11 protein-coding genes and 2 pseudogenes are annotated in these 12,378 nt (G+C 64.3%); 9 read left to right on the plus strand and 4 right to left on the minus strand.

Going from position 1 to position 12,378, the window contains the following annotated elements:
- On the minus strand, positions 1–195 hold a 195-nt coding region (locus AB5Y50_RS07500), incomplete at its 3' end, for a transposase domain-containing protein (RefSeq protein ID WP_368162519.1).
- Between the two features lie 123 nt (positions 196–318).
- Complete coding sequence (locus AB5Y50_RS07505) at positions 319–945, minus strand: glutathione S-transferase (RefSeq protein ID WP_010673436.1); 627 nt, start codon at positions 943–945, stop codon at positions 319–321.
- A gap of 158 nt (positions 946–1,103) precedes the next feature.
- Here AB5Y50_RS07505 and AB5Y50_RS07510 point away from each other — a divergent pair, with 158 nt between their 5' ends.
- From AB5Y50_RS07510 to AB5Y50_RS07535, 6 genes and pseudogenes are all read left to right on the plus strand, one after another.
- Entirely contained in the window at positions 1,104–1,748 is a 645-nt protein-coding gene (locus AB5Y50_RS07510) for a response regulator transcription factor (protein ID WP_010673435.1), read from the plus strand.
- A gap of 30 nt (positions 1,749–1,778) precedes the next feature.
- A pseudogene (locus AB5Y50_RS07515) lies at positions 1,779–1,859 on the plus strand (DNA-binding response regulator); the annotation flags it as partial.
- A gap of 30 nt (positions 1,860–1,889) precedes the next feature.
- A pseudogene (locus tag AB5Y50_RS07520) lies at positions 1,890–1,970 on the plus strand (DNA-binding response regulator); the annotation flags it as partial.
- A 159-nt stretch (positions 1,971–2,129) separates the two neighbouring features.
- Positions 2,130–2,711: a TetR/AcrR family transcriptional regulator gene (locus tag AB5Y50_RS07525; RefSeq protein WP_010673434.1), complete on the plus strand. Its 582-nt coding sequence runs from the start codon at positions 2,130–2,132 to the stop codon at positions 2,709–2,711.
- Between the two features lie 72 nt (positions 2,712–2,783).
- Positions 2,784–3,641 (plus strand): alpha/beta hydrolase, encoded by an 858-nt coding sequence (locus AB5Y50_RS07530; protein WP_010673433.1) that lies wholly within the window; start codon positions 2,784–2,786, stop codon positions 3,639–3,641.
- 117 nt (positions 3,642–3,758) lie between these two features.
- The gene (locus AB5Y50_RS07535) at positions 3,759–4,919 is read left to right on the plus strand and encodes a patatin-like phospholipase family protein (protein ID WP_010673432.1); all 1,161 of its coding nucleotides are present in this window, start codon (positions 3,759–3,761) and stop codon (positions 4,917–4,919) included.
- Between the two features lie 27 nt (positions 4,920–4,946).
- Here AB5Y50_RS07535 and AB5Y50_RS07540 read toward each other — a convergent pair whose 3' ends face one another.
- Positions 4,947–6,899, minus strand: coding sequence for a monovalent cation:proton antiporter family protein (locus AB5Y50_RS07540; protein ID WP_010673431.1), 1,953 nt, complete (start codon positions 6,897–6,899; stop codon positions 4,947–4,949).
- Between the two features lie 193 nt (positions 6,900–7,092).
- Between AB5Y50_RS07540 and AB5Y50_RS07545 the strand changes: the two genes are divergently transcribed.
- Positions 7,093–8,019 carry a GGDEF domain-containing protein gene (locus tag AB5Y50_RS07545; RefSeq protein ID WP_039039444.1) on the plus strand — a complete coding sequence of 309 codons (927 nt, stop codon included), beginning with the start codon at positions 7,093–7,095 and terminating at the stop codon, positions 8,017–8,019.
- Between the two features lie 42 nt (positions 8,020–8,061).
- Here AB5Y50_RS07545 and tilS read toward each other — a convergent pair whose 3' ends face one another.
- Positions 8,062–9,396: a tRNA lysidine(34) synthetase TilS gene (tilS, locus tag AB5Y50_RS07550; protein WP_010673429.1), complete on the minus strand. Its 1,335-nt coding sequence runs from the start codon at positions 9,394–9,396 to the stop codon at positions 8,062–8,064.
- A gap of 129 nt (positions 9,397–9,525) precedes the next feature.
- Here tilS and AB5Y50_RS07555 point away from each other — a divergent pair, with 129 nt between their 5' ends.
- Complete coding sequence (locus tag AB5Y50_RS07555; RefSeq protein WP_010673428.1) at positions 9,526–11,556, plus strand: M13 family metallopeptidase; 2,031 nt, start codon at positions 9,526–9,528, stop codon at positions 11,554–11,556.
- Positions 11,557–11,668: 112 nt separating this feature from the next.
- Complete coding sequence (locus AB5Y50_RS07560; RefSeq protein ID WP_010673427.1) at positions 11,669–12,106, plus strand: PliI family lysozyme inhibitor of I-type lysozyme; 438 nt, start codon at positions 11,669–11,671, stop codon at positions 12,104–12,106.
- The last annotated feature ends 272 nt before the right edge of the window (positions 12,107–12,378 follow it).

The following is a 12,378-nucleotide window of genomic DNA, read 5'->3' on the forward strand; positions in this document are numbered from 1 at the left end:
GACATGACGAAACAAGGACATCCCGATAATGGCCCATAGCACCCGCTCCATGGGCATGCGCCGTCGGCGCAAGGAGACGGAGCCCGTCTCGGCCAAGCAAGCCTGCACCAGTTCAGGTGACAGCAGGTCAGACAGGGACTCAAACTTTCCGGGAGGACAGGCGTGAATGAAGTCGAGAGCTTGGTCGATACGCATAAAAAAATCCGAAACCCAACAAGGAGTTTCGGATTCTTACACAGCCTGAGGATCGGTCAATGGATCCTTAACTGATCGGCATTAAGCCGATGGCTCCCCTTTTTTGTCTTGCCGACGCCCGCATCAATCAGACTGGCGGGCCGCCTTTGGCCACTGCAACCTCGCCCTGAGCAGGGTTTCCTGCCACAGGGGCCAGGCCAGCAAGGCCTGCTGATAGGCGCCAGCCTGACCGGGCAGCGAAATGCCATAGCTTGCCAGTCGATAGGCCATCACCGCATAGAAGGCATCCAGAATGCTCGCCTCGTCGAAATAGAAGGGCCCCCGCGCCTGGGACCAGAGGGTCTGCAACCGGGCCAGCTCGTCAATGACCTCCACCGGCGGTTCACTCTGGGTGGGCGCCCCCAGGAAGAAGGGCAGCAGGGTGCGGATCTGGCGAAAACCGGCGTGCAGCTCGGCGCACAGGCTGCGGGCCAGGGCCCGTTCGGCCTTGTCCACCGGATAAAGGTGACGCTCCGGGCAGCACTCGTGGAGATATTCGGCGATGGCCAGAGAGTCGTGAATACGCAGCTCACCGTCGTCGAGCCAGGGCACCAGGCCGGCGGGGGCCGTGCGCTTGAGCCGTTGCAGCTCCTTGGCATCTTCCAGATCGAAGACCTGCTCCTGCCACTTGAGCCCGCTCATGGCCAGCACCAGCGCCGTTCTCATTGCCCAGGTGGAGCCCGTGCCCACCGTCAAAACCAGGGATCCCATCGATTGCCTCCTGCATGGGTTGTTTACTGGCCATCCCGCCGGCCCCGTGGCACGACATCCGATGACCACCTCACATTTGCGTACTGGCGGGTTTGACCCACTTGGGTAGCAGTGCTAGTTTGATTTTTCAAAACAATCAGTTAGCAACAATGTGAGCTATGGACAGCCAATTTACCATCGTCATCGCAGATGACCACCCCCTGTTTCGGGGCGCCCTCTATCAAGCGGTGCACATGGCCATCGACGACGCCAGATTGCTGGAGGCTGACTCCATCGACAGCCTGAGCCACCTGCTCGATGAACATCCCGACGTCGACCTGCTGCTGCTGGATCTCAAGATGCCGGGGGCCAACGGCTTCGAGGGGTTGGCCTATCTGCGCGGACATCACCCGGATCTCCCCATCGTCGTGGTCTCGGCCTCCGAGGATCCCGCCATCATCCAGCAGGTGCTGCGCCTGGGCGCGCTCGGCTTCATTCCCAAGTCCGTCCCCATGAAAGAGCTGGTCAGCGCCCTCAATACGGTGATCGGGGGGGACAACTGGGTGCCCGAGGGGATCTCCCTCCATCCCGAGCCCAGCGAAGGGCCCGATTTCGCCACCAAGCTGGCCAGCCTCACCCCCCAGCAATACAAGGTGCTCATCATGTTGCGGGATGGCAGCCTCAACAAACAGATCGCATGGGAGCTCAACGTCTCCGAGGCGACCATCAAGGCCCATATCACCGCGATTTTCCGCAAACTAGGGGTCAAGAACCGCACCCAGGCAGTCATCGCCCTCCAGCAGATGGATATCAAGGACAGTTGAGCCCCTTGCCATCATCAGAGCCCATATCACTCCGCCTTCCGCAAACTTGGGGTCAAAAACCCCACCCAGGCGGTCATCGCCCTCCAGCAGATGGATATCAAGGACAGTTGAGCCCCTTGCCACCATCAGAGCCCATATCACTCCGCCTTCCGCAAACTCGGGGTCAAGAACCGCACCCAGGCGGTCATCGCCCTGCAGCAAATGGGCATCAAGGACGACTGAGCTCGTCCCCGGCTGGCTCGTAACAAGCCAGCCACACCCGCCTCCCAGAAGACTCTCTTGCCCCCCGCGGCAGCCGGAAACGGCCTCCCTGCACCATTTGCGGCTCGACAATTAGCACGGTCGTACTTTATGCTGCCAGCCCAGAGAGAGGAGAGCCGGATGAGCAAGGGACGTCTGACCCGCGACACCATTTTGCAGACTGCATTCGAGCAGGCGAGCCAGCAGGGGCTGGAGAGCCTCACCATAGGCTCCCTCGCAACGGCCTGCGAGATGTCAAAAAGCGGTCTGTTCGCCCACTTCCAGTCCCGTGACAACCTGCAGATCGCCGTGCTCACCCATTCCGCCGAGGTATTTCGGGAGCGGGTGATCCAGCCGGTGCGCCAACAGGGGTACGCCACCCAGCAGGAGAAACTGCTCGCCCTGTTGCAGGCCTGGCTGGCCTGGAACCAGAGTTTTGCCGGCCGCTGCATGTTCCTCGATGCCTGGACCTCCGCCCAGGAGGGTGAGGTCCAGCAGGCGGCACGCGAGCTGGTCCGTTTCTGGCTCGACTACTTGGCACGCCAGGTAGTGCAGGGGCAGGCCAGAGGGGAGTGGCGCAGCGATCTCGATCCCTGGCGCGCCGTCTATCGCCTCTATGGCCTCTATCTCGGGGATCAGGTGTTCCATGCCCTGGCGCTCAGCGAGGATCCGGCCCGCCACTTCTGGCCCGAGGTGGAACAATTGCTGACCAGCTGGCGCTGACCCGACGGGCTCTTCCTTTTAAAAACTCGCAAAAAAGCACGACCGTTCGCACACAAAAGACACAGGATGACCATGAGCAGCAAGATCTACTTCAACACACGCCGCTTCAGCCCGAGCAAGTTGCTGCTGGGCCTCGGCACCCGCCTGCATCACGTGTTGGCGCCCACCCACGCCAAGCGCACCGCCAGCAAGCTGCTGCTCACCCCGCAGCGGGCGACCCGGGGCGTCGCAGCCCCGACTGGCCTGGTCGAGCAGGCCATCCACACCAGTGAAGGGACCCTGATGAGCTACCGGCTCGGGCAGGGGCCGGTCTGGCTGCTGATGCACGGCTGGTCAGGCAGTGCCAGCCAGTTCTATCCGCTGATGAGCCACATCGCCGCCCAGGGCTATACGGCGCTCGCCTACGATCACCCCGCCCACGGCCGGAGCGAAGGGAACAGGGGTCACCTGCCCCGCTTCGTGCGCGCTTTCGACGAGATCCTCGAGCGGGTCGGCCCCGTCCAGGGCGTCATCACCCACAGCATGGGGGGTGCTGTCACCCTCAGCAGCCGTCACCCGGCAATCGATGCGCTGCCGCTGCTGCTCATCTCCCCGGTACTCGACTACGTGCCCCAGCTCTACGGCATGGTGGCGCGCTCCGGCTACTCCATCCGGCTGTTCGATGCGGTGGTCAAGGAGATAGAACACGAATACCAGCACCCGCTCAGCACGGTTGACCCCCTTGGCCGGCTCGCCCGGCGCAGCGGCGCCGCCCTCATCGTTCACGATGAGGAAGACCGCTTCGCCCCCCACCGGGACTCCCTGCGCGCGGCCCAGGATGGCCGCACCCGGCTGGTGAGCACCCGGGGGCTCGGCCATGGCCGTATTCTGGCAAGCCCTCCAGCCTTCGCCGCCTTCGATCAACTGAGCCAGACGCCCTTGGCAAACTGAAAATGAAACGGGCCGCAAAAATTGAGCGTGCGGCCCATTTTTATCCGGTATACAACGTCTTATAGTTGAATTGCGCGGTGGCAACCCGCCCTGGCGATCACGATAAGGCACACCCTCATGGCCAGACCCAATACTGCTCTTCTGCTGACTGGTGGTGGTGCCCGCGCCGCCTATCAGGTCGGCGCACTCAAGGCGGTGGCCGAACTCTACCCCCGCAACATCGGCATCCCCTTCCCCATTTTGTGCGGCACCTCGGCGGGGGCTCTCAACATCACGGCGCTGGCGTGCTACGCCTCCTGTTTCCATCTGGGGGTGCGCAAGCTGGAGTGGGTCTGGCGACGATTCGAGACCCACCACATCTTCGACTTCCACCCTTGCCAACTGCTGTGGCGCACCCTCTATCAGGGCTCGGCCGGCCTCATCACCCCCCAGAGCAACCGAGCCTTTCACCTGTTTGACAACGCCCCCCTGCGCCGTCTGCTGGATCAGCTCATCGACTATCACCGCATCGATGACAACATCCTCTACGGCAGCCTGGAGGCCATCGCCATCACGGCCTCCGACTACGATGACGGCCTCTCCACCACCTTCTTCCAGGGGCGGGCCGAACATCAGCCCTGGGAGCGCGCCAGACGACGTGGCCTGCGTACCCTGCTCACCTCGGATCATCTGCTGGCCTCGTCGGCGCTGCCCTTTGTCTTTCCCGCCACCCCCATCGGCGATCGCGTCTACGGGGATGGCTCCATCCATCAGCTGAGCCCGCTCAGCCCCGCCATCCACCTGGGGGCGGAGCGGATCCTGCTGGTGACCCTGGACTCCCCTCACAGGGAGAACCCGACTCCCCGCCAGGGGCACCTGACCAGCTCCAACATCGCGAGCCATCTGCTCAACACCGTCTTCTCCGACACCCTCAATTCGGATCTGGAGCGGCTCGGGCGCATCAACCAGACCCTTTCCCTTATTCCGGCACGGGAGCGCAGTCGACTGAAACTGCGCCAGGTGGAGACCTGCGTGATCCGCCCCAGCCAGGATCTCGACCTCATCGCCCTCGAATACCTCCCACGGTTGCCGACCCAGCTGCGCCGTCTGCTGCGAGTGCTCGGGGTCAACGGCGAAGAGAGCAGCAGCCTGGCCAGCTTCCTGATGTTTGACCCCGGCTATTGCCAGCGGCTCATCAAGCTGGGATACCAGGACGCGCTGGATCACCGCCAGCGCATCGAGGCCTTCCTCGACCTGCCGGGCAGCGGGAGGCAACAGCAGTTTCGCGAAGAGGCCTGAGGGGCCTTATCCCATGGCAAGGAGATCCTAGCGTCCCTCCAGCAGGCGCTGCTCGGCCTGTTCCATGGCCACGGCCGTGCCGAAAAGCACCAGGGTATCTCCCGCCGCCAGCACCAGCTCGCGCCTGGGATCCAGGCTGCGCTCCCCGCGATGAATCGCCTTGATGCGCACCTCTCCCAGGGCGAGATCCCGTACCCTGTGTCCCACCGCCCAGGCCTGGTCGTGCAGCAGCACGGGATGCAGCCGCTCGAGCTGTTGATCCGTCTCCAAATTGCCCGCACTCTTGCCGCCCCAGTAGAAACCGTGCAGAAAGCGATACTGGCTGCTGCGCTCGTGCTCCATGCGCCGGATCACCCGGCCGATGGGAATGTCGCAGTTGAGCAGCAGGTGGGAGACCAGCATCAGGGCTCCCTCCTGGGATTCGGGGATCACCTCGAAGGCGCCGGCCTGCTTGTAGTGTTCAAGGAAACTGTCATCCCGGGTACGCACCAGCACCTTGATCTCCCCCGCCAGCTCCCGGATCAGCGTCAGCATGGCATCGACCCGCTTTTGATCGTCGAAGGTGATGATCACCAGCCGCGCCCGCAACAGACCGGCCGCCAGCAGGATGTCGCGCCGGCTGGCATCGCCGAACGCCACCTGCTCCCCCGCGAGCTTCGCCTCGCTCACACGCTCGGGATCGAGATCCAGGGCCAGGAAGGGGATCTCTTCGAGCTTGAGAAAGCGGGCACAGGTTTGGCCGGTGCGTCCGAACCCGGCGATGATGACGTGCTGGTGTTTGCTCAGGCCCGACTGGGCCACCTCGGCGCGAGAGAGCAGGGCACTGTCGGTGAGGGAGTGGGCAAGCCCCAGCGCCCGCAACACCAGCCAGGGGGTGAGGGCGATGGAGATGACACCGATGCCGATGAGCAGAGAGACCAGCTGGTGATCCAGCAAGCCGTGATGACTCGCCAGCGCCAGCAGCACAAAACCGAACTCCCCGACCTGGCTCAACATGATGCCAGCGGCCATGGCGTCGCGCTTGCGCTCCCCCATCAGACGGCCCGCCAGCAATATGAGCAGCGACTTGCACAGGATGAGCCCCGTCACACAGGCCAGCACCTGCCACCAGGCGTCCGCCACCAGCGCCCAGTCCATGGTCATGCCGATGGTAATGAAGAAGAGCCCCATCAACACGTCGCGAAACGGCTTGATGTCCACTTCGAGCTGATGACGATAGTGGGACTCCCCCAGCATCATGCCCGCCAGGAAGGCACCGAGCGCCATGGAGAGCCCCATCCACTGGGTCAGGGAGGCCGCCAGCAATGCCACCAGCAGGGCACTCAGTACGAAGAGTTCGTCTGAACGTGCGCGCGCCACCTCGAAAAACAGCATGGGCAGCAGCCACTTCCCCACCGCCAGCAGCACGGAGAGCGCAAACAACCCCTTGAGGGAGGCCCAGGCGACCTCCGCCAGCAGGGCGCTACCCTGCACCTCGGGCTGGGCCAGGATGGGGATCATCACCAGCAGGGGCACCACGGCCAGATCCTGGAACAGCAGCACGCTCACCCCGAGCTGGGCTCGCCGGGTATGGAGCTGCTTGAGCTCGCCGAGCTGCTTGATCACCACGGCGGTGGAGGAGAGCGCCAGGGTGCCTGACACCACCAGCGCCTGGGCCAGGCTCAGCCCCCACCACCAGCCGAGCCCGAAAAACAGCAGTGAGGTGAGCAGCACCTGCAGGCTGCCGACCCCCAGCACCAGCTTGCGCATGGCGAGCAGACGCGGCAGGGAGAACTCGAGCCCGAGGGAGAACATCAGGAACACGATGCCAAGCTCCCCTATGGTCTGCATCATGGCCTGACCCGTGACGATGGCCACGCCGTGGGGGCCGAGCAGCATGCCGGCAAACAGATAGGCAAGGATCACCGGCTGGCCGAGGCGCCGGAAAATGGCCACCAGCACAACGGCGAAGATCAGCAGGATCAACACATCGGCGTACACCCATCCCTCTCCTTCATCTGCCCGGCGCCCTCTTCCCTGACACAGCAAGCACAGCGCCCGCTCCCCATATGGCACGCCACTCGCTCAGCGGCAGGAATTTCCCCTCCCGTTTCATCCCGTTAAGCCTAGCCAGCCCCCTTGTTTTTCATCGGACATATTTTAGGCACAGGGCTTGCAGGAGCCTGTGCAATGAATGGAGAGGTGTAAGGGCTGTAACGTGGAAAACACATCGTCATTGAACGGCTTCGGACATGGCATAGAGCAGTGGGTACAGCAGATGGAGCGGCTTGCGCCCTTGACCGGGCAGGACCGCTATCAGCAGATAGAGCAGTTGCTGGGGCAACGGGATCTTGACGCCCTGCTGGCAATCTTTGCCGAGCGGGTGGCAAACATTGTCCGGATCCACTCGCTCCAGTTCGACTGTGGCCAGCCCCATCCCCTCATCTCGCACCCGCCCCAGGCCAGGCTGACCCTGCATGCCTATCGCTTCGAGCTACGGGGACGACACGAGCAGTTGCTCGGCCAGTTGCACTACGAGCTGGAGCACCCTCTGAGCGACGGCCAGAGGCGGTTGCTTGAGCAATATCATCAGCTGTTCAGTCTCCCCCTGCCCCTCTATCTGCGGCTGGATCGGCTGGAACAGCAGGTGCGGCTCGACCACCTGACCGGGCTTGGCAATCGCGCCTACTTCGACGAGGCCATCGGCCGGGCGGTGGAGCAACACAGCCGGGAACCCCACGGCCTGGTGCTGGTGCTGCTGGATCTCGACAGATTCAAGCAGGTCAATGACACCTGGGGCCACCCGGTGGGCGACCTGGTGCTAAGCCGCTTCGCCCAGTTGCTGCAGGGGTGCATTCGCGGGACGGATCAGGCGTTTCGCCTCGGCGGGGACGAGTTTGCCCTGCTGCTGCAACCCGCGGACCCCGAGGCCTGGCGCCCGGTCTGGCTGCGGTTGCAACATGTGCTCCACAGCCACAAGGAGCTCAGCGCCTTCTCGGTGGGGTGCAGCCTGGGAGCCGCCAGCTGGCAGTCGGGCATGGATGTGCAGCGCCTCTACGAGACGGCCGATACTCATCTTTACGCCCGCAAGAAAGCCGGGGGCTCCGGCCTGCCCGAATAGGGCATCACCCTTCCCCTCCCGGCCCCCTGTCACTCTGCGATGTCAATCTGCATCCGGGGTGACGGGGGGCCGCCACTCCCACGCCACCCCCTCTTCTGGCGCCAGAAATCCGTCGCAGACAAAGAGCCCGGCCACCAGTGCCACCTGTTCACCGTAGTAGAGGATGGGAATGCGCCCCCGCTGCCAGGAGGGCACCCCGTACTCTTGCAGCAGCTTCTTGAGCCGCCGGCTGCCCACCCGCCCCACCGGTTTCAGCATGACGCCGGGGGCGACCTGAAAACGCACCGAGAGCGGCTCGTCCCCCCTCGGTGTCCGCAACCCTTCGCCATCCGTTCTCCAGAGCCTGAACTGCCCGAGCCCGTCCGGCAGGGTGAGCGTCTCTTCCATCCGGATGGGCAGCACCTCCTCGCGGGGGGCGAGATCCGGCGCCACCAGGTACAGGCGCCCCTGATAGCGGCGGCACGCCAACCCTTGCAGGCTCAGCCTGGGGTTGGCGTCATCGCGCGCCAGCGCCACCTCCTGCCACAGCAGGCCCAGCAGCTCGCGGGAGGGCATCTCTCCCCCCTGGCGGCGGATCCAGTGGCGCAGCAGGTTGTTGCGCCGCACGGGGGAGAGGGAGAGGAGTCCGTCAATGCGCAGCCCTTCTCCCTCACCCACCGCCTGCCAGTCCGCCTCGGCCAGCTCGCTGATGAGCGCCTCCTGCTCGGCGCACAGGGCCATGGTGCGCGCCGTCGTCCGGGCCATGGCGGGCCAGCGGTCCTTGAGCAGGGGGATGATCTGCTGGCGCAGGAAGTTGCGGTCATAGCTCGGGTCCTCGTTGCTCTCATCCTCAACCCAGCCATAAGGAAGTGACTGCGCGGCTTCCGCCAGCTCGGCCCGGCTCATGTCGAGCAAGGGGCGCAACAGATGGCCTGCGGCAAAAGGCTGGCTCGCCACCATGCCCGCCAGTCCGCGCAGACCGGCACCCCGCTTGAGCGCCAGCAGCAGGGTCTCCAGCTGATCATCCTGATGGTGAGCGGTGAGCAGCCACTCCCCTTCCCCCAGGTGGGCGGCGAGTCGCTCATAACGCGCCGCCCGCGCCTGGGCCTCCAGGCTCTCCCCGTTGCCCCGACAGAGCTGCACCCGCTCCACGATGAGGGGCACCGCCAGTTGCTGGCACACCCCTTCGCAGTGAGTCACCCAGTCGTCGGCATGTGGGCTCAGGCCGTGATGAACGTGCAGGGCGTTCAGGGCGAGGCCGTGGGCGCGGGCAAAACGGGCCGCCAGCACCAGCAAGACGGTGGAGTCGAGCCCGCCGCTGAAAGCCACCAGCAGACCGCAGGAACCTTCCGGCGCGGGCAGGGTCTGACAAAAACGAGAATAAATACGAGAAATCATAGGCTTCCCCAATACGACCAGGCCGATCTTAGCAGAGTCGGGCTTATCAAGCGCTAACCCGGCTGCTAGAGTGAATCGCTCCCTGCGTGGGCAAGGAAGCCATATAACCCGAATTGGAATAAAACCATAATGAACAACAAGAAACACATCCTGGCCACCCTCGTCGGGCTGGCCCTGCTGGCCGGTTGCAGTCAGGCACCGAACCAACCGGACAAACACTCCGGCCTTGCGCTGGCCAACATGGACACCAGCGTCAAGCCTGGTGACGACTTCTTCCGCTACGTGAACGGCCACTGGCTCGCCACGGCCAAGATCCCCGATGACAGGCCCGCCGACGGTGCCTTCTACCTGCTGCGGGACAAATCCCTGGCGGACGTGCGGGTGCTGGTGGAGGGGCTGGATGGCAAGGCCGCCGCCGGCACCCCTGCCCAGCAGATCCACGACCTCTACCAGAGCTATCTGGATCAGGCCGCCCGCAACGCCAAGGGCACCACGCCCCTGCTGCCGATGCTGAGCGAGATAGAGCAGATCAGCACGCCGCAGGATCTCGCCCGCACCTTCGCCCAGAGCGCCCGCACCGGTGGCGGCTCCCCCTTCGGTTTCTGGATAGACGCCGACGCCAAGGCTCCTGACAGCTATGCCGTCTACCTCTACCAGGCCGGCCTCGGCCTGCCGGATCGGGACTACTACCTCAAGCGCGACCCCAACAGCCAGGCACTGCTGCACAAGTACGAGCAGCACATCGCCGCCATGCTGGCCCGCTTCGGTGAGACGGATGCCCAGGCCAAGGCGAAACGCATCCTGGCCCTCGAGACCAGGCTCGCCCAGATCCAGTGGGACAACGTGGCCCTGCGGGACAGAGAGAAGAACTACAACAAGGGACCGGTGAGCGAGCTGGGGCGCCTCGCCCCCGCCATTGACTGGGACGCCTACCTGGCCCAGGCCGGCCTTGCGGGGCAACAGAGCCTGGTCATCGGCCAGCCCACCTACCTCTCGGCCCTGAACGAGGTGATGCAGCAGACCCCGGTCGCTGACTGGCAGGCCTACCTCAAGTGGCAGCTCATCACCGATTACGCCCCCTACCTCGACAGCCAGACCGATGCCCAGAATTTTGCCTTCTTCGGCACCGCTCTTAGCGGCACGCCCAAGCAGCGCGCCCCCTGGGAGCGGGCCCTCGGGGTGCTGGACAACAACCTGGGGGAGGCGGTGGGCAAGCTCTATGTCGAGCGCTACTTCCCGCCAGCGGCCAAGGCCCGTATGGAGCAGCTGGTGGAGAACCTGCGCACCGCCTACGGCCAGAGCATCCAAGAGCTGGACTGGATGTCCCCGGCCACCAAGACCCAGGCTCTCGAGAAGCTCGCCAAGTTCAGACCCAAGATCGGCTACCCGGACAAGTGGAAGGACTACAGCGCCATCACCATTCGCCCCGACGATCTGGTGGGCAACCTGCAGCGGGCCCGCGCCTTCGAATACGCCGACAGCCTGGCGCGCCTCGGCAAGCCGGTCGATCGGGACGAGTGGCACATGTCGCCCCAGACGGTGAACGCCTACTACAACCCGAGCAACAACGAGATCGTCTTCCCGGCCGCCATTTTGCAGCCCCCCTTCTTCGACATGACGGCGGACGATGCGGTCAACTACGGCGCCATCGGCGGGGTGATCGGCCACGAGATGGGCCACGGTTTTGATGATCAGGGGGCCAAATCCGACGGTGACGGCGTGATGCGCGACTGGTGGACGCCGGCGGATCTCAAGGAGTTTCGCTTTCGCACCAGCCGGCTGGTGGCCCAGTACAACCGCTTCGAGCCCATCAAGGGGCAGTACGTCAACGGCCAGTTCACCCTGGGGGAGAACATCGGCGATCTCGGCGGCCTCACCATCGCCCACAAGGCCTACCTGCTCTCCCTGGATGGCAAGGAGGCCCCGGTGCTGGACGGTTTTACCGGCGAGCAGCGCTTCTTCCTCGGCTGGGCCCAAGTGTGGAAGGGCATGTATCGCCCCGAGCTGATGCAGATGCTGCTCGCCTCGGATCCCCACTCGCCGCCGGAATACCGGGTCAACGGCGTGGTACCGAACATCCCCGCCTTCTACGAGGCGTTCAAGATCCAGCCCGGCGACAAGCTCTATCTGGACCCGGCCAAACGGGTCAAGATATGGTGATGACAACCCGGGCAGGGGGCGGCCGACCAGCGGCCCCCTGCCCGCTTCCGACGTGGCAGGGAAGCGTCCCCTGCCCGTCACAGACACACAAGCAGCAACAAGGGTCCTCTTCATGAAAGCCTTATTCCTTACTCTCGGCCTGCTCACCCTGCCCCTCGCCAGCCAGGCGGCGGACGGCTTCTTCAAACAGCTGACACTCCCCTCCGGCCAGGTGGTGACCGTCAGCGAAGGGCGCGGCGAGCCCGCCTCCACCGGCAGCTACGACGTGCGCCTCTACTCCGGTGCCAACCCGCAGTTTCCGCTGGATCAGTTCATCGACGGCAAGGTGCTGCCGCGCGATGGCAGCATCAAGGAGATCAAGTTGCTGGATCTCAACGGCGACAAGCAGCCTGAAGTCATCGTCGTGGTGGAGAGCGCCGGCAGCGGCAGCTACCTGAGCGCCGACGCCCTCACCATCAATCCCCAGGAGGGGCTGGAGAGCTTCAACCACGTGGAGGGACTGGCCCCCAGTGACGATGTGATTGAGGCCCTCAAGACCCCCCGCGACTGACAACCCTCACGCCCCGAATCACGGGGCGTTTTTTACCCCGCGCCTCCCGATGCGGTGCCCACGGCCCCCCACAGGGCGGATGGACGACTGTTTTTTTCTGTGCCTATAATCGCCGCACCCTGCCATAACGAAACACAAGGAGGTAAAAAATGGTTATCCAAGCGTGTCCGATGTTCTCGGCTCGCCTGTTCGGCACATTCAAGTGCTCTTGCCTGCATACCATCGCGCTGCGATAGCGGGTTCGAGCAAAGCCGACTCCCTTCCATACCGAG

The sequence above is a fragment of the Aeromonas sp. s6 genome, assembly GCF_040907815.1.
Classification (GTDB): Bacteria; Pseudomonadota; Gammaproteobacteria; order Enterobacterales; family Aeromonadaceae; genus Aeromonas; species Aeromonas caviae.

Excerpts from the sequence above, each read along its gene's own strand:
- AB5Y50_RS07560 (WP_010673427.1), top strand. The coding sequence starts at position 11,669 with ATGAAAGCCTTATTCCTTACTCTCGGCCTGCTCACCCTGCCCCTCGCC.
- AB5Y50_RS07535 (WP_010673432.1), top strand. The coding sequence starts at position 3,759 with ATGGCCAGACCCAATACTGCTCTTCTGCTGACTGGTGGTGGTGCCCGC.
- AB5Y50_RS07545 (WP_039039444.1), top strand. The coding sequence starts at position 7,093 with ATGGAGAGGTGTAAGGGCTGTAACGTGGAAAACACATCGTCATTGAAC.
- AB5Y50_RS07525 (WP_010673434.1), top strand. The coding sequence starts at position 2,130 with ATGAGCAAGGGACGTCTGACCCGCGACACCATTTTGCAGACTGCATTC.
- AB5Y50_RS07505 (WP_010673436.1), bottom strand. The coding sequence starts at position 945 with ATGGGATCCCTGGTTTTGACGGTGGGCACGGGCTCCACCTGGGCAATG.
- AB5Y50_RS07510 (WP_010673435.1), top strand. The coding sequence starts at position 1,104 with ATGGACAGCCAATTTACCATCGTCATCGCAGATGACCACCCCCTGTTT.
- tilS (WP_010673429.1), bottom strand. The coding sequence starts at position 9,396 with ATGATTTCTCGTATTTATTCTCGTTTTTGTCAGACCCTGCCCGCGCCG.
- AB5Y50_RS07555 (WP_010673428.1), top strand. The coding sequence starts at position 9,526 with ATGAACAACAAGAAACACATCCTGGCCACCCTCGTCGGGCTGGCCCTG.
- AB5Y50_RS07530 (WP_010673433.1), top strand. The coding sequence starts at position 2,784 with ATGAGCAGCAAGATCTACTTCAACACACGCCGCTTCAGCCCGAGCAAG.